The sequence below is a fragment of the Flindersiella endophytica genome (assembly GCF_054779015.1).
Map to the genome: position 1 here is coordinate 526,913 of NZ_BAAGYY010000024.1, position 18,450 is coordinate 545,362.

Here is an 18,450-nt window from a genome sequence, read left to right on the forward strand (position 1 = left end):
TCTTTCAGGATGCGGACCGTAGAGATTGCCGCGGAGGAACTGCAGCGAATCGTCGACGGGGAGCACCACGACCCACATCAGGTGCTCGGCCCGCACCGGGGGTCCGACGGTGTGACCGTCCGGGTGCTGCGGCCCATGGCCGAGCGGGTCACCGTGCTGGACGGCGCGTCACGTACCGACCTGACACACGAGCACGGCGGCATCTGGGTCGGTGTGCTCGACGGCTCGGACGTACCCGACTACCGCCTGGAGATCGCCTACTCCAACGGCGTCGTGCTCTCGACCGATGACCCGTACCGCTTCCTGCCGACGCTCGGCGAGATCGACCTCCACCTGATCGGTGAGGGCCGGCACGAGCAGCTGTGGGCGGCGCTCGGCGCGCACACCCGGCGCTATTCGACGGCATCCGGCGAGGTGACCGGCACGTCGTTCGCGGTGTGGGCACCGAACGCGCGCGGCGTGCGGGTGGCCGGCGACTTCAACTACTGGAACGGCCAGGGTCACCCGATGCGCTCGATGGGTGGCAGCGGGGTGTGGGAGCTGTTCGTACCCGACGTGGGCGACGGCGCGTGCTACCGCTTCCAGATCCTCGGCAGGGACGGGGTCTGGCGCGACAAGGCCGACCCGATGGCGTTCCGCGCCGAGACACCACCGGCGACGGGCTCGGTGGTGTTCACGTCCGCTCACGAGTGGAACGACTCGGAGTGGATGGAGGCCCGGCCCGGGCGGCAGCCGCACGCGGAGCCGATGAGCGTCTACGAAGTCCATCTCGGCTCGTGGCGGCAGGGGCGCTCGTATCGCGATCTGGCGGACGAGCTCGTGCCGTACGTCCGCGCTGCGGGCTTCACGCACGTCGAGCTGATGCCGGTGATGGAGCATCCGTTCGGGCCTTCGTGGGGCTATCAGGTGACGTCCTACTACGCGCCGACCTCCCGCTACGGCTCGCCGGACGACTTCCGGTACCTCGTCGACGCGTTCCACCAGGCCGGGATCGGTGTGCTGCTCGACTGGGTGCCGGCGCACTTCCCCAAGGACTCCTGGGCTCTGTCGCGGTTCGACGGCACGCCGTTGTACGAGCACGCGGATCCTCGCCGCGGCGAGCATCCCGACTGGGGCACGCTGGTGTTCGACTTCGGGCGGCACGAGGTGCGCAACTTCCTGGTGGCCAACGCGTTGTACTGGCTCGAGGAGTTCCACATCGACGGGCTGCGGGTCGATGCGGTCGCGTCGATGCTCTACCTCGACTACTCCCGGCGGGCCGGCGAGTGGACGCCGAACCAGTACGGCGGGCGCGAGAACCTCGACGCCGTCTCGTTCCTGCAGGAGATGAACGCCACCTGCTACCGCCGGATGCCCGGAATCGTCACCATCGCCGAGGAGTCGACGTCGTGGCCGGGCGTCACGCGGCCCACGCACCTTGGCGGGCTGGGCTTCGGCATGAAGTGGAACATGGGCTGGATGCACGACTCGCTGGAGTACGTGCGGCACGACCCGATCCACCGGCAGTACCACCATCACGAGCTGACGTTCTCCCTGGTCTACGCGTGGTCTGAGAACTTCGTCCTGCCGCTGTCGCACGACGAGGTCGTCCACGGCAAGGGCTCGCTGCTGCGCAAGATGCCCGGAGACCGCTGGCAGCAGCTGGCGAACCTGCGGGCGTATCTCGCGTTCATGTGGGCGCATCCGGGCAAGCAGCTGCTGTTCATGGGCGGCGAGCTGGGCCAGGAGGCCGAGTGGGCCGAGTCGCGCGAGCTGGAGTGGTGGCTGCAGGACCTGCCCGACCACGCCGGGCTCTCCCGTCTGGTGGGCGACCTGAACGCCGTCTACCGTTCGACGCCCGCGCTGTGGACGCAGGACACCGGTCCGGAAGGCTTCGGCTGGATCGACTCCAACGACGCGGGCAACAACGTCTTCAGCTTCCTGCGCTGGGGAGCGGACGGCAGCGTGCTGGCGTGCGTCACCAACTTCTCCGCCATCCCCCACGGCGACTACCGCCTGGGCCTGCCGTCGGGCGGAACCTGGCGCGAAGTCCTCAACACCGACGCCGAGAACTACTCCGGCTCAGGCGTCGGCAACCTCGGCTCCGTCGCCGCGGACGACACCCCGTGGCACGGCCGTCCGGCGTCCGCCCTGCTGACCATCCCGCCCCTGGGCACGATCTGGCTCGCGCCGGCCTGAGCTGCGTCGATGACGAGTGCTGACGGAATCCACCGGCGGCTGACCGGGCGGTTCACCGTCGCCCTGCCGCCGGAGCGGGCGTTCGGGTTGTTCACGCCGCTGGGCGAGCAGGTCTGGGTGCGGGGCTGGAAGCCGCGGTTTCCGGCGGGGACCGACACCACGTTCGACGACACCGAACCCGGGGCGGTGTTCGAGACCGACGCACACGGCCAGACGGCCACCTGGATCGTCGTCGAACGGGAGCGGGGGCGGCGGATCCGGTACGCCCGGGTGATTCCACACCTCAACGCCGGAACGATCACCGTCACCCTCGCGCCGGCAGCCGAAGGCGAACAGCGCAGCGAGGTCACCGTCACGTACGAGCTGACCGCGCTCACCGACGAAGGACAGCAGCGGCTGGACGAGTTCGCCGGGCACTACCCCGCGTTCCTCCAGTCCTGGGAGGAGCAGATCGCCGACCACTCCGGCTGACGAAAAGGCTCCGGGGCCACGACGCTGGGGCACCCGGAGCGGTTCAGGAGCAGGGTCTCGGCTCGGCTACGCCGTCTCCAGCCGATCGGCGAGACGGACCAGCCGACGCCCGGTGAAACGCAGCGACCGCACCACGAGCGAAACCTGCTCGCCCCGCTTACGGCGCTCCCGCGCCACGAACGGGCGGTAACGCACCGACCCGTCGTCCGGCACGCTGTCCTTGTGCTCGTCGATGACGTTCAAGGTGACTGGCCACATTCTGGGTTCCCCCTCGGGTCCCTGGCACACCGTGAGCGTCGGCGCTACGGCTTTTCCTTTGTACGACGGAGAAAAGCCTGCCCTGCCGGTGTTTCCGTTGTGCTTCGCGTTGGTGGCCCTGGCGAAAACCATTGGCGTACACGCGTCCCGGTCTATTAACGTGGACGCCATGGTGTGACCGAGCCCACGTCCGCCCAGTGGTTTCCCCACCCCAAGCAAGGCCGCCGCATGCTGCATCGGCGGTCACTTTCGCCTGCCCATACAACGAAAACACACATCATCACGGAGGTGGTCCCACACCATGTGGGACATAGACGTCATCGCGACAGGGCGACACAACGACCTGCTTCGCCGCTCCGCGCAGCGCCAGTTGGCGCGACGCGCCAAGGCCGCTTCCGCTGCCGCCGCCCGGCAGCGTGCGGACCTCGAGCCCACCCTGAACTCGCACCGCGGGGCAAGCGCCCGCCGGGCGCTCGGCTTCGCCCTGGACCAAGCCGGCCTGTGGATCCTCGTCGGCGGCGGTCGTGACGTACGCGATGAGCAACTCGAGCAATTGGCTCGGAATTCTGAGCTGGAAACGGCCCGGGCTTCCGCACCGCATCGCTCCTAACCTGGAACCCGTACGAAACCAACGATGGAGGTCATCCCACAGATGTGGGTTCCAACCGAAGTACCGAAGTTGATCCATCAGCAGCACCTACGCGACGCCCAGCTCCGGCTGCAGTACCGCCAGTTCCGCCAGCAGTCGCGCCGGCTCCGCCGGTCCGGTAGCGCCGGCCACAAGCGCACGCCGAAGGCATCGCCGCGCCGCGCGCTCGGCGTCGGCCTGGTCCGGCTCGGCCTCTGGATGGTCGCCGGCACCGCGCGCCCAACCTGCTGACACGTCGAACGCCAACGGACGGCCCGGCGACCATCGCCGGGCCGTCCCGAGTTCGCCGGAAGCCGTGAATTCATGCCGGCTTCCCGGGACGTTCACCTGTCGCCGCCCGTAGGGGTGGTGGTCGCGGGTAGCGTCTTGACGCTGTGCACCGACTCCGTACGATCGCGGGCGTTCTCGCCGCCAGCCTGCTGTTCACACCGGCCGCCTTCGCAGCCAGGCCGGCCAACCATGACGCACGAGTCTCCGTAGCCACGCTTCCCGGCATCGGGCTGGCTTCGTTCCAGAACGCCACGCTGCCAGGCAGCATCGCCGACGACCGGGGCGTCGACCTCGGCGGCATCGGCAGCGACCTCTACCCCGCCGGGCGTTCCGGTGAGTACTGGATGGTCACCGACCGCGGCCCGAACGGCCAGATCAAGGTCGACGGCAAGAACCGGCGGACGTTCCCGGTGCCGGCGTTCGACCCCACGATCGTCCGCGTGCGGGTCGACGGCTCCCGGATGCGCGTGCTGCGCTCGGTCCCGATCCTCACCCGCTCGGGCGAGCCGGTGACCGGCCTGTCGAACCTCGAGGACTACGACGAGAAGCCCTACAACTACAACGCGACGACCGCACTCGCCTACAACCCGGACGGCCTCGACACCGAAGGCCTGATCGTCGCGCGGGACGGGTCGTTCTGGCTGAGCGAGGAGTACTCCCCCTCCGTCGTCCACGTCGCGCGGGACGGCCGGGTGTTGGCCCGGTTCGTACCGAAGGGACTCGGGCTCGAGGACACGGGCTACCCGGTCCACGAGACACTGCCGGAGATTCTCCTTACCCGGCAGGGCAACCGCGGCTTCGAGAGCATGGCGCTGGCGCCTGATGGCCGGACGCTGTACACCATGAACCAAAGCCCGCTGGAGAATCCGGACGAGGACACCGGCGAGAGCTCGCGCCAGCTGCGCATCCTGGCGATCGACGCGCGCGACGGCAGGCCGAAGGCGGAGTACGTCTACCGCATGGAGGACGTCACCACGTTCGACCCGGGCGCCGACGGCGACCAGAACGAGATGAAGGTGTCCGGCCTGGTGGCGCTCGGCCGCGACCGCCTGCTGGTCGACGAACGTACCGACGACGTGGCCAAGCTCTACGTCGCCGACCTCCACCACGCGACGAACATCCTCGGCAGCACCTGGGACGACCAGGACACCGCACCCAGCCTGGAACAGCTGGCCTCCCCGTCGGACGGCGACCTGACGGCCGTACGCAAGTCGCCGGCACTCGACCTGTCGACGATCGAGGGCGTGCCGGGCAAGGTCGAAGGCGTCGCGATGCCGAACCCGTGGACGATCGCGGTGGCCTCCGACAACGACTTCGGCATGACCGACGGCCCGGAGGCGTTCGACGAGAACGGCCGCCTGGTCGACAGCGGCGTCGAGTCCAAGCTGGTCACGATCCGGCTGCCGCGCCCACTGCGGTAGCCGTACGCTGAAGAGCATGCCAGCGATCAAGCCCGACGCACGCGTGCTCTTCATCGGCGACAGCATCACCGACGCCGGCCGCGACCGCGCCGATCCGGACTCCCTCGGCGACGGCTATGTGGCAGACGTCGCGCGGTCCTACTCCGGATCGGACGGCGTGCGGTTCCTCAACCGGGGAATCAGCGGCAACCGGGTGCGCGACCTCAAGGCGCGCTGGCAGTCCGACTGCCTCGACCTCGAGCCGGACCTGCTGTCGATCATGATCGGTGTCAACGACACCTGGCGCCGCTACGACAAGAACGACCCGACGACCGCCGATGCCTTCGAGGCCGACCTGGACGCGATCCTGGCGCAGGTCCACGCCGAGCTCCCGGACACTCGTCTGGTCGTGCTCGAGCCGTTCCTCCTGCCGGTGAGCGACGCGCAGGCCTTGTGGCGCGAAGACTTCGACCCGAAGCTCGCAGCCGTACGCCACCAGGCCGTCAAGCACAGCGCGACGCTCGTACCCCTGGATGCCGTCCTCACGGAGGCGGCCACCAAGTCCGGCCCGGCCGCGCTCGCCCATGACGGCGTTCACCCAACGCCGGAAGGCCATGCGCTGATCGCGGGCACCTGGCTGTCGGTCGTCACGGGCCAGTAAGGCGCCGGCGCGCTCAGCGGGCGTTCCAGTGGGCGGTGACCTGAGTCGAGGAGAGCGCGCTGGGATACGTCGCGGCTTCGTCGACGGATCCGTTGAAGGCGGGGTTGAAGGGTGCTGCCGGCCAGCCGCCGAAGCCGCCGGGTAGGGCGTCGTAGCCGACCCGCCAGTAGCCCGTGTAGTTCTGGACGCCGAAGCCGCCGTAGCCGCTGGCGACTTGGTGCCCGTCGACGTAGAGGCTCGGGGTGGTGCCGGTCACCGTGCCGACCGCGTAGTGCCACTGCCGGTCGTTGTAGGCGGTACCGAACGGACTGGTGACGACCGTCTTGCCGCCGAACTGGTCGACGTAGCCGAGGCTGAGCCGGCCGTCGTCACCGAGGTAGAGCTGCCGGCTGGTCTGGAAGGAGGATCCGGTGGCGGCGTTGCCGAAGCCGATCAGCCGCCCGCCGGCGGATGTGCCGGTCTTGAACCAGATCTCGACGCTGAAGTCGCCTTGCGGTGTGCTGGCGCCGGTGGCGGCGACGTAACTCTGGTTGCTGCCGGTCAGCGTGACGGCAGGGTTCGGGTCGTTGGGTAGCGCGGAGGTCGCACCGCGGGTGACGTTGGCGGCGTAGGTGCCCGTCTTGCCGTTGCCGGACTCGTCGGCGGCGGTGCCGCCGGTGGTTTCGGCCAGTCGCCAGTACAGGTACGGGCTGGAGGCCAGCACGGCGGCGCGGTAGGCGGAGAACACCGCGGCGGCGCCGAAGCTGCTGCCCGCGTTGGCGGTCTGGCGGGTGAACCGTGCATCGGCCTGCGGCCAGGCCAGGTGAGAGCCGGCGACAACGGCGGCGGCCAGCAGGGCGGTGCCGAGCGTGCTCGTGGCAAGCGCGAGCCGCCGGCGCGAACGCCCAGGGGGACGGTCCGCGTTGCCCCGGTCGTGCCGGTTCGACGGCCGGCTCGGCAGGTGGTGGCGGCCCGGCCTTGGCGTCCGGGCCAGCCAGGCGACGACGACCAGGCCGAGCATGGTGCCGGCCAACGTGCCGTAGCGGTGTTCCCGTACCCAGACCACCGGCGACGCGATGCGCGGGACGCGCAGCGCCCCGACGCCGTGGACCGCCGCCTGCCGGACCGGGGTGGAGTCGGCCGCCTGGTTCGCATCACCGCGCAACCGCAGCGCCCCGTCCGGCTCGATGCGGGAGAGCCGGTGCAGCCGGAGCCGGCCGGGGTGGTCCGGGTCGTCGGCCAGCACCACCCGCCCGGGCCGCAGTTGGTCGACGGCGACCGGCCGGGTCAGCACCACGTCCCCCGGCGCGAGCGCGGGTCGCATCGAGCCGGACATCACGACCGTGGGCTGCCAACCGAACGCGGCCGGAGCCGTCGACCACAGGACCAGCCCACCCGCGCAGATCAGCAGTCCACGGGCGAGCACCGCCAGCACCGCATGCGCCGTCCGCACCGTCGAGGCGATCCGGCCCGGCCCCGACCCACCCGCGCGGACTGCACGGGCGGGCCCGAGCGGTACGGCTTCGCGGGTTGGCTCGGGCAGCATGATCACGATCTTTCGTAGACACCGGCAAGAGCAGGACAGGTGCGAGCCCCCAGACCCGCTGCGTGGCTAGCTGTTCTGGGCTTCCCAGGTGAAGCCGATGGCGGCGGTGCCGCCCTGCGCGGAGTTCGGCGTGGCCGGGTCCAGCGTGTAGGTGAGCTTGTAGGTGCGGGTCTCCGACGCGGAGCCCGACGGAGCCCACGTACCGACGCCGGTGGCGAAGTCCGTCTTGCCGGACGCGAACGCCGACAGCGTGCCGGTGTAGGAAGTGCCGGTGGCGGTGAAGCCGCTGCAGCCGCCGGCGAAGCTGCCGCCGGAGCCTTCCTCGACCGTCAAGCTGAGGTAGCTGCTCAGGGCGTTGGTGGTCGAGGCGCTGGTGCCGTACAGCTTCACCGTGGAAGCCAGGCTGCCGGTCGAGGTCACCTCCACGCACTTGGAGCCGGTGGAGCCTGGCTTGAGGTTGGACGCGGAGAACATCGCGGTGTTGGAGTCGTCATCGCTGATCGCCACCGTTCCCGCCGACCAGTTGTCGCCGGGGTTCTGGGTGGTCGAGTTGAACGCGGCATACGAGGCGCCCCACACCAGGGCGGCCGAGGCCAGCAGCCCGACCGGGACCGGTGCCCAGCGCAGGGCGGCGGAACGAGTCGAGCGCCACGGGCGGTCGGCGGCAGGACGAGATCGCTTGGAACGCGCGAGAACGGACATCGGTGGTGCTCCCAGAGGTTGGGGGTGGAAGAGCACCTCCATTACGCCAGTCCGCGCTATCCCGGCGAATCGGGCAAACGGCCGACGCCGCGAGACCAACGGTCCGAGCCTGGCGGACCATGCGGTCAGGCCGCCGCCGGCGACAAAGCAGATGGCCGGACGGAATCCGGCCATCTGCTTCGAGTCAGCTCAGGCGCCGAGGGCGTGGTACCCGCCGTCGACATGGATGATCTCGCCGGTGGTCTTCGGGAAGAAGTCCGAGAGCATCGCCACGGACGTACGGGCCGTTGCCTCGTGGTCCTTGGTGTTCCAGCCCAGCGGCGCCCGCTGGTCCCACGACGCACCGAGCTGCTCGAACCCCGGAATCCCCTTCGCCGCCAGCGTGTCCGTCGGTCCCGCCGAGATCAGGTTGACCCGGATCCCCTTCGGGCCCAGGTCACGTGCGAGGTAGCGCGCGCAAGCCTCCAGCCCGGCCTTCGCCACACCCATCCAGTCGTAGACCGGCCACGCCTGCGACCCGTCGAACGTCAGGCCGACGATCGAGCCGCCGTCCTTCATCAGCGGCAGCACGGCGACGGCCAGCGCCTTCAGGGAGTACGTCGACACCTGCAGCGCCGTCGCGACGTCCGGCCAGGAGGTGTTCAGGAAGTTGCCGCCAAGGGCCTCCTGCGGTGCGAACGCGATCGAGTGCACGATCCCGTCCAACCCGTCGACGTGCTCGCGGACCGCGCCTTCCAACCCGGCCAGGTGCGCCTCGTCGGTGACGTCCAACTCCAGCACCGGAGGCGCCACTGGCAGCCGCCCGGCGATCCGGCGGGTGATGTTCAGCGCCCGCCCGAAGTTGGTGATCAGCACTTCCGCGCCCTGCTCCTGCGCGGTCTTCGCGACCTGGAAGCCCAGCGACGACTCCATGGTCACGCCCGCGACCAGGATCCGCTTCCCAGCAAGAATTCCACCCATGAGAATCAGTACCCCATTCCGAATCCGCCGTCGATCGGGATCACCGCACCGGTGATGTACGCAGCCTCGTCGCTGGCGAGCCACCGGATCACCCGAGCCACCTCATCACCGGTCGTCGTACGCCCGAGTGGCGTCGCGGCGATGTACTCCTTCTTCATGTCCTCAGACAGCTCACCGGTGATGTCGGTCTCGACGAACCCCGGTGTGACGACGTTCGCGGTGATGCCGCGGGAGCCGAGCTCGCGCGCGATCGAACGGGCCATGCCGATCATGCCGGTCTTGCTGGCCGCGTAGTTGACCTGGCCGGGCGCGCCGCGCATGCCGTTCACGGAGGAGACGAAGACGATCCGGCCCTTGCGCTGCCGCAGCATGCCCTTGGAGGCACGCTTCACCACGCGGAACGCGCCGGTGAGGTTGGTCTCGATGACGCTGGACCAGTCCTCCTCCGACATCCGCAGCAGGAGCGTGTCGCGTGTGATGCCGGCGTTGGCGATCAGGATCTCGACCGGCCCCTGCTTCTGCTCGATCTCGGCGAACGCGGACTCGACCATCACCGGTTCGGTGACGTCGCACTTCACCGCGAGGAAGCCCTCGGGCGGCGCGCTGCCGTTGTACGTGATCGCCACGTCGTCGCCGTTCTCGGCGAACGCCTTCGCCACCGCGAGTCCGATTCCCCGGCTCCCGCCGGTCACCAAAACCGATCGCCCCACGCCGTACTCCTTCTACACGCTCTGTCGACACCAGCCAGCGAACCGCACGCTAGCAGTCACGGCGGCGCGTACCGACCGTGAGATCTCCCAAGAATCCGGCGTACGACGTTGTGGTCTCCCGTCATCTGGCCAAGTTGAGTGTAGTACTTATACTATCGATCGTGAGAGACCTTAGACGGAAAGTCAGAGACCTATGGCCGACGACGCTATCGTGCTCGACGTACGCGCGCCGGGAGTCGGGCTCGCTGCTGGTGGCACGTCGTCAGCAGGCTCTGCAGCGGTGAACTGAGACAAGGAGATCATGAGCGAGACCATCTACAACCGGATCGCGATGCTCCGTGCCGAGCGGGGCATCTCGCGCCGGGCGCTGTCCGAAGCCGTCGGCGTGCACTACCAGACGATCGGCTATCTGGAACGCGGTGAATACAGCCCGAGCCTCTATCTCGCGTTGCGGATCGCGGAATACTTCGAGGTACCGGTGGAGGTCATCTTCTCCACCACACCATTCCCCCGGATCGGTGGCAAGGAGCGCCCGGCATGACTGGGTTCGGCATCGCTCCGGTCGACGATGCCCGGCTTCTCCGTCCACCGCAACGCGCCATCGCGGAGGCATTGCCGGCGGCTTCGCCGGGGTAAACACCACGCCATGAGTGAAAGCGTGGCCGTCCCTCCACGGGCGGATTCGCCGGTGCTGATCAGTGCTTCCCGGCGCAACACAGTCTTCGTCACCGTCGCGCTGGGGATGTTGCTCGCCGCGCTCGACCAGACGATCGTCGCGACGGCGCTGCCGACGATCGTCGGTGACCTGGGTGGTGCCGAGCATCTGTCCTGGGTCGTGACGTCGTACCTCCTGGCCCAGACGATCAGCACCGCCCTCGCCGGCAAGTTCGGCGACCTGTTCGGCCGCAAGCTGGTCTTCCAGCTCAGCGTCGTGGTGTTCGTCGGCGGCTCGGCGTTCTGCGGTCTCGCCGAGAGCATGACCTGGCTGATCGCCTGGCGGGCGGTCCAGGGCTTCGCCGCCGGCGGGCTGATGGTCACCGCCGCCGCGGTGATCGGCGACGTGATCCCGTTGCGCGACCGCGGCAAGTACCAAGGTGCGCTCGGCTCGGTGTTCGGCGTCGTCACCGTGATCGGGCCGCTGCTCGGAGGGCTGTTCACCGACCACCTGTCGTGGCACTGGGTGTTCTACATCAACGTGCCCGTCGGCATCCTGGTCTTCGTCGTCGGGCTGGCGACGATGCCGAGCGTGCGCAGCGTCGCCAGGCCGCTCATCGACTGGTGGGGCATCCTGCTCATCGCGCTCGGCGCGGCCGGGTTGACGCTGGTGACGAGCTGGGGCGGCACGACGTACGAATGGACGTCACCCACGATCATCTGGATGTCGGTCGGTTCGGTCGTCGCACTCGCGCTGTTCGTCTTCGCCGAGAGCAGGGCGAGGGAGCCGATGCTGCCGCTGCGGCTGTTCGCCAACCCGGTGTTCACGATGTGCGGCGTGCTGAGCTTCCTGGTCGGGTTCGCGATGCTCGGCGGCATGACGTACCTGCCGACCTACATGCAGTACGTCCAGGGCGTCTCGGCGACCGAGTCCGGCCTGCGCCTGCTGCCGATGGTGATCGGCCTGCTCACGACGTCGCTGGCCAGTGGCGCGCTGGTGAGCCGGACCGGCCGGTACAAGATCTTCCCGATCCTCGGCGCGGCCGTGATGGTCGCCGGCTTCTACCTGCTGTCGCGGCTGGACGCCGGCACCAGCTTCCTCGGCGCCTCGCTCGCCATGCTCGTGCTCGGCGCGGGCATCGGCCTGATGATGCAGGTGCTGATCATCGTGGTGCAGAGCACGGTGTCGTACGCCGACCTCGGCGTGGCCACGTCGGGCGTGACGTTCCTGCGTACGATCGGGAGCTCGTTCGGCGTCGCCGTCTTCGGGACGATCTACGCCAACAACCTCTCCGACCACCTGACGAGCGCCCTGGCCGAGACCCCGCTGCCGGCCGGCACGCCGCCGCAGGCGGTGCAGAGCCCGGAGCTGCTGTGGCGGCTGCCGGAGGCGATCCGTGCCAACGTGATCGACGCGTACGCCGACACCATCCAGACAGTGTTCCTCTCCGTGACACCGATCGCCGTCGTCGCGCTGATCTGCGCGCTGTTCCTGCCCGAGCGACCGCTGCGCGACAGCGCCAAGGCGTCGGCGGCCGACCTCGGCGAGGGCTTCGCCATGCCCGAGGCCGGCACCGCCGAACGCGAGCTGGAGCGGGCGATCTCGGTGCTGTGGCGCAAGCAACCGCGCGACGTGGGCCCGGAGATCCTCGCGCGGGCCGACATACCCATGCTGGACGCCGCCGACGCGTGGATGCTCTGGCAGATCTACCTGCACAGCAAGGACGATGGCACCGCGACGATGGAGGAGATCGCGCAGGCGACGCAGATCCCTGCGGGCATCTTCGCGCCGTCCTGCCGGCAGCTGGTGGCCCGTGGCTACCTCGACGAGGTCGCCGGCGCCGGAACGATGGCAGGCACCGCGGCCGAGTTCGTCCTCAGTGAACGTGGCCGGGCCGACTTCACCCGGCTCGTCCACGCCTGGCGCGACTGGCTCGCCGAGCAACTGGCCGACTGGCAGCCGCAGGAACAGGTCGACCTGGTGGCCGCGCTCGACAGGCAGGCCGAGCGCATCATCCGGGAGACGTCCGGCATGGGCCAGGGTCAGGCGCAGCGGGAGCCGGTTCCGGCCCAGCGAGTCGGCCAAACCGGTTGATCCGTCCGAAAGAATGGCTGGTGTGGGCACCTACGACGAACTGCACGCACAGGCCCAGGCCGCGCTGCCGGCCGGCTCGTACAACTACTTCGCCACCGGCACCGGCATCGAGGAGACGCTGGTCGCCAACGAGGCCGCGTGGCGCACGATCGGGCTGCGGCCGCGCGCGCTGCGAAACGTCGCCTCCGTCGACACGTCCACCACGGTGCTCGGCGTCCCGCTCAGCACACCGATCGGCGTCGCGCCGACGGGCTTCCAACGGCTGGCACATCCGGACGGCGAGGTAGCGAGCGGCAAGGGCACAGCCGAGGCGGGCGGGCTGTTCGTCCTGTCGAACCGGGCGTCCTGCGAGTACGACGAGTTCAGCGCGGTCGCCGGACCCTGGTGGTTCCAGGTCTACGTCCTCCGCGACCGTGACCTGACCGAACGCATGGTGCAGGGCGCGGTGCGCGCCGGTGCACGTGCCCTCGTACTGACGGGCGACACCCCGTACGTCGGCACCAAAGCCCGCCCGACGCCATACCCCGCGCCAGGCCGCGCCCTCGTCCCCGACATGCTGAACCGCGACGACGACGGCACCTACCAGGACCCGACGGTGGGCCTGGCCGAGATCGCCTGGCTCCACGACATCTCCGGCGGCCTCCCAGTAGTCGTAAAGGGCATCCTCCGCGCCGACGACGCCCGGGCAAGCATCGACGCCGGCGCCGCCGCGATCTGGGTCTCCAACCACGGCGGCCGCCAGCTGGACGGCGCGATCCCGACGGCCGTCGCGCTGCCCGAGGTGGTTGCCGCAGTGGGCTCGGAGGTCGAGGTCTACGTCGACGGCGGGCTGCGTAACGGCCGCGACGTCCTGCGCGCGCTGGCGATGGGCGCCCGCGCGGCGTTCCTGGGCCGGCCGGTGCTGTGGGCGCTGGCGGCAGGAGGCTCCGACGGCGTACGTGACCTGCTGACCAACCTCACCAACGAGGTCACCGAAGCGCTCGCCCTGTCCGGCTCTCCCACCATCGCCGACGCCACCTCCGACTTGCTCGCCCGCTAAGCAGCGAAGCGGTCGGGCGCCAGATGCGCGATCGACAACTCGGTGCGGCCGTCGCGGATGAGTTGCGCGGCGAGCTCGCCGACCATGGGCGCCAGCTTGAAGCCATGCCCCGAGAACCCACCCAGCACCCACACGTTGTCGACGCCGGGCAGCCGTCCCACCAGCCCGTGGTCGTCGCTCGTATAGGCGTCCATGTACGCCGACACCCGCACCGGCGTCGGCGTCAGACCGGGGAGATACCGAGCCACCGCCGCATTGGTCGCCGCCAGCGCGGACTGCGGTACGTTGCGGTCCAGCGCATCGGGATCGTCGAACGCGCCCTCCTGCGGCCACAGCCCCACCTTCACCGAGCCGCCGTCGAGCGTGGGCATCCCGAACACGTGCGGGTCGCGGCCGTACCGCACGAACACCGGGAAACGCGACGGCACGTAGTCGGCGGGCTGATGCGCGAGGTACCAGCTCAGCACCTCTTTCTTCGGCTGCACGTGCGATGCCAGAGCCGGTGCCAGCTTCGAGAGCCACGACCCGAGCCACGGCCCCGGAGCCAGAATCACCTGCCCGGCCTCGTAGGCGCGCTCGTCAGTCCGTACGACGACGCCTGAGCCGGAAGGCTCGACCGCCTGCACGCGCGACCCCGACACCACCGTCGCGCCGAGCGCCTGCGCCGCCCGGGCCGCCGCCACCACGGCGAACTCCGGCCGCACCACCCCGGCCCGTTCGTCCAGCACGGCCGAGTCGCCGGGCAGGAACCGCAGCTGCGGATACCGCCGCGCCAGCTGCCCGTCGTCGAGCACCTTGTGCGGCACGCCGTACGTCTCCGCCGACCGCAGCACCCGCTGCAAGCTCTCGTGCTCCAGCGGCCCGATCATCAGACACCCGGTCTGCGTGAGCAGATCGAAGCCGGACTCCGCCTCCAGCTCACCCCACAGATCGAAGGCACGCAGCAGCAAGGGCACGTACTCCGCGCCCTCCTGATAAGCCGTCCGGAAGATCCGCGACTCCCCACCCGCGGCCGACTGGTCGTGCCCCGGACTCCACTGCTCGAAGCCGATCGCCTTGATGCCCGCCCGCGCCAGCTGCCACAGCACCATCGAGCCCATCGAGCCAACACCGACGACCGCCACTTCTGCGTCCACGAGTCAGAACGCTACCGCGTTGCGTCACCGATAGGCTTTCGATTGCAGGTCGTAGAGCTCCGCGTACAAACTCCCCTGCGCCATCAGCTCCGCGTGGCTGCCGTACTCACGGATCAGACCACCGTCGAGTACGAGGATCAGGTCGGCCATCGCGACCGTCGAGAACCGGTGCGACACCAGCAGCGTGACCATTCCGCGTTCACTGCCCGAACGGGCCGCCTCCGCGAAGCGTTCGAACAGCGCATGCTCGGTCTGGGCGTCCAGTGCCGCGGTCGGCTCGTCGAACACCACGAGCAGCGGGTCGTCGCGCATCAGGCCCCGGCCGAGCGCCAGTTTCTGCCACTGCCCGCCGGACAGGTCGACGCCGCCGTCCCATCCCTTGCCGAGCTGTGTGTCCAGCCCGGCCGGCAGGACGTCGAGCACACCGGTCGCCCCGGCCCGTTCCAGCGCCGCCTCAACAGCGGGACGATCGTCGATCCGCGGCAGGTCGGAGACGCCGACCGTCTCGTGGGCCAGGAACTCGAACGCGGAGAAGTCCTGGAACGCCGCGCTCACCCGCGTCCGCCACTCCTGTGCCGGTACGCGCGCCAGGTCGAGCCCGTCGAGCCGGATCTCGCCGCCGGTCGGCTGGTAGAAGCCGCACAGCAGCTTGATCAGCGTGGTCTTGCCGGCGCCGTTCTCCCCGACCAGCGCGATCACCTTGCCCGCCGGCAGCTCGACGGACAGTCCGGCGAGCACCGAACGCGACGTCTCCGGATACCCGAACGAGACATCGCGCAGCGAGATCCCCCGCTCCAGCCGCGCCGGCACCTGCGCGGGCGAGGAGATCACCCGGGTCGACCGGCGCGTGTAGTCCTCGAGCCACACGAACCGCTTGGCGACCTTCACCGTCCGCAGGAAGTGCGTGCCGTACCCCACGGCCGTCGCCACCAGGTTGCTGACCTGGGCGGTCAGCCCGACGGCGAGGACGACGTCGCCCGGCGTCGCCTCCCCGCGGATCGCACGGACGAGAACGAGCGCGATCGCGGCCACGTACCCAACCGCGACCACCACGCCGTCGATCGCCTGCAGCCCTGCCGCCTGCCAGCTCGCCTGGTCCCGGGCACTCAGCACCTCATCGCCCGCGCGGTGGTGCCGGTCGAGCAGGACGCCGGTCAGCCCGAACATACGCAGCTCCTTGCCGGCCGGTGCGGACGTTCCCACCTCGAACAGGTGCCGGCGCAGGCGTTCGGGCTCACTGGTCGCCTCCTGCGCGGCGACGTCCAGGTCGCGGCTGCGCTTGCCGAGGAAGAACGACACCGCGCCGAGCAGTGGCAGCGCCAGCAGGAGCGGATGCAACTGGGCGAGCAGGATCGCGGTGGCGGTGAGCATCGTGAGCGCCCGCACCACACCGGCGGTCGCGTTCACCATCTGCGACAGCGCGTGCCGGTCCTCGCGGATCCGCTGCACCTCGTCGAGATACTGCGGATGCTCGTGGTGCGCCAAGCCCTCCGCGCCGCCCATCAGCTCCATCAGCCGGCGGTCGGCGTAGGCGCTGGTTCGCTCGATCACGGCGAACACGCAGTCGACGTAGTAGAACACCACGGTCAGCACGACCCCGGCCGCCGCCGCGCCGAGCGCGATGGCCCAGCCGGCCAGGCCGACGTCGCGCTGCACGATCGCGTCGACCAGCAGTTTGGCGGAGTACGCGCCGACCGGGCCGGCCAACGCCATCAGCACACCGGTGATCAGCTGGAACGTCGCGTGCCAGGGCGCGGCCCGGAAGCCGAGCCCGAACAGCACACGGTACGCACGGAACGCCTCACGCATGGTCAACTCCCAGGAACCGCTTTGCCTGCAGCGTGAACATCTCGGCGTACCGGCCGGAAATCGCCATCAGGTCGTCGTGGTCGCCGTCCTCCTGGATCACCCCGTCGGCCAGGACGACGATCCGGTCGGCCCTTCGCACGGTCGAGAACCGGTGCGAGATCAGGACGGTGGTGAGCCCTTCGGTGAGCTCGAGGAACCGGTCGTACAGCTCGGCCTCGGCTCGTACGTCCAGCGCCGCGGTCGGCTCGTCGAGGATCAGCACCTTCGCGCCGGCCTCGACCGCGAACATCGCGCGGGCCAGCGCGACCCGCTGCCACTGGCCGCCGGACAGGTCGACGCCGCCGGTGTACTCCCTGCTCAGCACGGTGTCCCAGCCGCCCGGCAGGCCTTCGATCAGCTCCAGCACCCCGGCCTTGCCGGCTGCCGAACGCAGCCGGTCGAGGTCGTGGGCGTACGCGGGTGCGCCGAGGCCGATGTTGTCGCGTACCGGTAGCTGGTAGCGGGCGAAGTCCTGGAACAGCACGGCGACGCGGCTGCGCCAGGCTGCCGGGTCGAGCGCGCCGAGATGCTCGCCGTCGACGCTGATCTTGCCCTGGGTGGGGAGGTAGAGGCCGCACAGCAGCTTCACCAGCGACGTCTTGCCGGCACCGTTCTCTCCGACGATCGCGAGCGACCTGTGCGCGGCGATCGTCAGGTCCAGCCCGTCGACACCGCCGAGCGCGTCGCGGTCGGCGCCGGGATAGCGGAACCGCACGCCGTCGTAGCGGATCTCCTGTTTCGGGGTGTCCGGCGGTGGCGCGGGGCTCGCCGTGAGCGTGGGTGGTCTGGGCGTGCCGGCATCCAGTTGCGCGTCCAGCTCGAGGATCTTGGGCACGGCGACGGCGGCGAACGAGAGGTAGGCGTTGGAGTCGTCGAACGCGGTGTAGGAGTTCGCGCCGGCTAGCGCCTGCACGTAGACCGCGATCGCGGTGAGCGCGAGGTCGCCGCTGATGCCGCCGTAGGCGAGCAGGCCCAGCGTCAGCACGTTGATCGCGAGCACCGTGCCGCTCGAACCGAACAGCACGCGGGCGCGCGGGCGGCGCTCCTTCCAGACCGGGCCGAGCGCGTTCCGCCACGCCGTCTCGAACCGGTCGATCAGCCAGCCGAGCATGCCCCAGATCCGGACCTCCTTGCCGGCGGGCGCGGTGATCGCGAGGTCGCGGAGGTACTCCGCCCGCCGCAGCAGGCTGCTCTGCCCGTACACGACCTTGCCGACGCGGATGTACTCGCGCTGCATGACGAACACCACGAGCGGCCAGGTCACCAGCCAGAGCAGGCCGAGCCACCAGTGGAACGCGGTCAGCACGGCGGCCGAGCCGAGCGCTCGCAGCCAGGACGGGAGAACGGCGGCGAGCGCCTCGATCGCCAGGCTTGGTTTGTTGCTGTCCATGCCGAGTCCGCGCACGATTCGCAGCCGGTCGAGGACTTCGCTGTCCTCCAGGTGCTCGATGCCACTCGGGCGGCCGACCGCGGTCAGCACGCGTTCCTGCAGGTACAGCTCCAGCCGCCGGCCGAGGACGGCGGCGAGCGTACGGACGAGCGGATCGACGATGCGCTGCGCCAGGATCAACCCGCCAATCGCGGCGAGCCTCAGCAGCGCGTCGCGGCCGGCTTCGGAGTCGAACCCGCCGCGTACCGCCGCCGGAATCGAGCCGATCAGCGCACCGGTCAGCACGGCGATCATGATCGGCAATGCCGAGGTCACGACGACCCCGACCGCGAAAAGGACCGACTTGCGCCGGTCCACCTTGGGCAAGAGGCGGATCACCGCGACCAACCCCGCCACTGACTTTGGCATCAGCCTAGCCACCATCATGACATCACTATGACGTCATCTTGCTCGGACGTCAAGACACTCATTGACAGCCTGCCCGGCATGGACGGAAAATGGCGT

At 69.7% G+C, this 18,450-nt stretch carries 16 protein-coding genes; 8 read left to right on the forward strand and 8 right to left on the reverse strand.

The genetic code is table 11. From position 1 onward, the window contains the following. Nucleotides 1–9: 9 nt before the first annotated feature. Together glgB and ACYVF6_RS30245 are read left to right on the forward strand one after the other, a co-directional pair. The gene (gene glgB, locus ACYVF6_RS30240; RefSeq protein WP_460526027.1) at nucleotides 10–2,178 is read left to right on the forward strand and encodes a 1,4-alpha-glucan-branching protein; all 2,169 of its coding nucleotides are present in this window, start codon (nucleotides 10–12) and stop codon (nucleotides 2,176–2,178) included. A 9-nt stretch (nucleotides 2,179–2,187) separates the two neighbouring features. Further along, complete coding sequence (locus tag ACYVF6_RS30245; protein ID WP_460526028.1) at nucleotides 2,188–2,649, forward strand: SRPBCC family protein; 462 nt, start codon at nucleotides 2,188–2,190, stop codon at nucleotides 2,647–2,649. Nucleotides 2,650–2,715: 66 nt separating this feature from the next. On the opposite strand, the gene ACYVF6_RS30250 is transcribed toward ACYVF6_RS30245, so the two are convergent. Next, entirely contained in the window at nucleotides 2,716–2,907 is a 192-nt protein-coding gene (locus tag ACYVF6_RS30250) for a hypothetical protein (protein ID WP_460526029.1), read from the reverse strand. A gap of 634 nt (nucleotides 2,908–3,541) precedes the next feature. Here ACYVF6_RS30250 and ACYVF6_RS30255 point away from each other — a divergent pair. From ACYVF6_RS30255 to ACYVF6_RS30265, 3 genes are all read left to right on the forward strand, one after another. Beyond that, nucleotides 3,542–3,787, forward strand: coding sequence for a hypothetical protein (locus ACYVF6_RS30255; protein ID WP_460526030.1), 246 nt, complete (start codon nucleotides 3,542–3,544; stop codon nucleotides 3,785–3,787). A gap of 143 nt (nucleotides 3,788–3,930) precedes the next feature. After that, entirely contained in the window at nucleotides 3,931–5,247 is a 1,317-nt protein-coding gene (locus ACYVF6_RS30260) for an esterase-like activity of phytase family protein (protein ID WP_460526031.1), read from the forward strand. Between the two features lie 16 nt (nucleotides 5,248–5,263). After that, on the forward strand, nucleotides 5,264–5,887 hold the full coding sequence (locus ACYVF6_RS30265; RefSeq protein WP_460526032.1) for an SGNH/GDSL hydrolase family protein: 624 nt from the start codon (nucleotides 5,264–5,266) through the stop codon (nucleotides 5,885–5,887). 13 nt (nucleotides 5,888–5,900) lie between these two features. On the opposite strand, the gene ACYVF6_RS30270 is transcribed toward ACYVF6_RS30265, so the two are convergent. The 4 genes from ACYVF6_RS30270 to fabG form a co-directional block, all read right to left on the reverse strand. Then, nucleotides 5,901–7,412 (reverse strand): LamG-like jellyroll fold domain-containing protein, encoded by a 1,512-nt coding sequence (locus ACYVF6_RS30270; protein WP_460526033.1) that lies wholly within the window; start codon nucleotides 7,410–7,412, stop codon nucleotides 5,901–5,903. Nucleotides 7,413–7,478: 66 nt separating this feature from the next. Beyond that, nucleotides 7,479–8,114, reverse strand: a complete 636-nt coding sequence (locus tag ACYVF6_RS30275; protein WP_460526034.1) for a TasA family protein — start codon at nucleotides 8,112–8,114, stop codon at nucleotides 7,479–7,481. A gap of 189 nt (nucleotides 8,115–8,303) precedes the next feature. Then, nucleotides 8,304–9,074, reverse strand: a complete 771-nt coding sequence (gene fabI, locus ACYVF6_RS30280; RefSeq protein WP_460526035.1) for an enoyl-ACP reductase — start codon at nucleotides 9,072–9,074, stop codon at nucleotides 8,304–8,306. A gap of 5 nt (nucleotides 9,075–9,079) precedes the next feature. Then, on the reverse strand, nucleotides 9,080–9,784 hold the full coding sequence (gene fabG / locus ACYVF6_RS30285; RefSeq protein WP_460526036.1) for a Rossmann-fold NAD(P)-binding domain-containing protein: 705 nt from the start codon (nucleotides 9,782–9,784) through the stop codon (nucleotides 9,080–9,082). A gap of 301 nt (nucleotides 9,785–10,085) precedes the next feature. Here fabG and ACYVF6_RS30290 point away from each other — a divergent pair, with 301 nt between their 5' ends. The 3 genes from ACYVF6_RS30290 to ACYVF6_RS30300 all read left to right on the forward strand — a co-directional run bounded on the left by ACYVF6_RS30290 (nucleotide 10,086) and on the right by ACYVF6_RS30300 (nucleotide 13,572). Then, nucleotides 10,086–10,325 (forward strand): helix-turn-helix transcriptional regulator, encoded by a 240-nt coding sequence (locus ACYVF6_RS30290; RefSeq protein ID WP_460526037.1) that lies wholly within the window; start codon nucleotides 10,086–10,088, stop codon nucleotides 10,323–10,325. A 105-nt stretch (nucleotides 10,326–10,430) separates the two neighbouring features. After that, nucleotides 10,431–12,533, forward strand: a complete 2,103-nt coding sequence (locus ACYVF6_RS30295; RefSeq protein ID WP_460526038.1) for an MDR family MFS transporter — start codon at nucleotides 10,431–10,433, stop codon at nucleotides 12,531–12,533. Nucleotides 12,534–12,546: 13 nt separating this feature from the next. Continuing rightward, nucleotides 12,547–13,572 (forward strand): alpha-hydroxy acid oxidase, encoded by a 1,026-nt coding sequence (locus ACYVF6_RS30300; RefSeq protein ID WP_460526039.1) that lies wholly within the window; start codon nucleotides 12,547–12,549, stop codon nucleotides 13,570–13,572. Here ACYVF6_RS30300 and solA read toward each other — a convergent pair. The 3 genes from solA to ACYVF6_RS30315 are packed head-to-tail and all read right to left on the reverse strand — an operon-like array spanning nucleotide 13,569 to nucleotide 18,354. After that, nucleotides 13,569–14,708: an N-methyl-L-tryptophan oxidase gene (solA, locus tag ACYVF6_RS30305; RefSeq protein ID WP_460526040.1), complete on the reverse strand. Its 1,140-nt coding sequence runs from the start codon at nucleotides 14,706–14,708 to the stop codon at nucleotides 13,569–13,571. The genes ACYVF6_RS30300 and solA overlap by 4 nt on opposite strands. Nucleotides 14,709–14,732: 24 nt before the next feature. Then, nucleotides 14,733–16,517, reverse strand: coding sequence for an ABC transporter ATP-binding protein (locus ACYVF6_RS30310; RefSeq protein WP_460526041.1), 1,785 nt, complete (start codon nucleotides 16,515–16,517; stop codon nucleotides 14,733–14,735). Further along, nucleotides 16,510–18,354 (reverse strand): ABC transporter ATP-binding protein, encoded by a 1,845-nt coding sequence (locus tag ACYVF6_RS30315; protein WP_460526042.1) that lies wholly within the window; start codon nucleotides 18,352–18,354, stop codon nucleotides 16,510–16,512. The genes ACYVF6_RS30310 and ACYVF6_RS30315 overlap by 8 nt, the downstream gene beginning before the upstream one ends. Between the last annotated feature and the right edge of the window lie 96 nt (nucleotides 18,355–18,450).

Bases quoted from the DNA above. Each gene is read 5' to 3' on its own strand.
- glgB (WP_460526027.1), top strand. From the start codon at position 10: ATGCGGACCGTAGAGATTGCCGCGGAGGAACTGCAGCGAATCGTCGAC.
- ACYVF6_RS30245 (WP_460526028.1), top strand. From the start codon at position 2,188: ATGACGAGTGCTGACGGAATCCACCGGCGGCTGACCGGGCGGTTCACC.
- ACYVF6_RS30250 (WP_460526029.1), bottom strand. From the start codon at position 2,907: ATGTGGCCAGTCACCTTGAACGTCATCGACGAGCACAAGGACAGCGTG.
- ACYVF6_RS30255 (WP_460526030.1), top strand. From the start codon at position 3,542: ATGGAGGTCATCCCACAGATGTGGGTTCCAACCGAAGTACCGAAGTTG.
- ACYVF6_RS30265 (WP_460526032.1), top strand. From the start codon at position 5,264: ATGCCAGCGATCAAGCCCGACGCACGCGTGCTCTTCATCGGCGACAGC.
- ACYVF6_RS30270 (WP_460526033.1), bottom strand. From the start codon at position 7,412: ATGCTGCCCGAGCCAACCCGCGAAGCCGTACCGCTCGGGCCCGCCCGT.
- ACYVF6_RS30275 (WP_460526034.1), bottom strand. From the start codon at position 8,114: ATGTCCGTTCTCGCGCGTTCCAAGCGATCTCGTCCTGCCGCCGACCGC.
- fabI (WP_460526035.1), bottom strand. From the start codon at position 9,074: ATGGGTGGAATTCTTGCTGGGAAGCGGATCCTGGTCGCGGGCGTGACC.
- ACYVF6_RS30290 (WP_460526037.1), top strand. From the start codon at position 10,086: ATGAGCGAGACCATCTACAACCGGATCGCGATGCTCCGTGCCGAGCGG.
- ACYVF6_RS30295 (WP_460526038.1), top strand. From the start codon at position 10,431: ATGAGTGAAAGCGTGGCCGTCCCTCCACGGGCGGATTCGCCGGTGCTG.
- ACYVF6_RS30300 (WP_460526039.1), top strand. From the start codon at position 12,547: ATGGCTGGTGTGGGCACCTACGACGAACTGCACGCACAGGCCCAGGCC.
- ACYVF6_RS30310 (WP_460526041.1), bottom strand. From the start codon at position 16,517: ATGCGTGAGGCGTTCCGTGCGTACCGTGTGCTGTTCGGGCTCGGCTTC.
- ACYVF6_RS30315 (WP_460526042.1), bottom strand. From the start codon at position 18,354: ATGCCAAAGTCAGTGGCGGGGTTGGTCGCGGTGATCCGCCTCTTGCCC.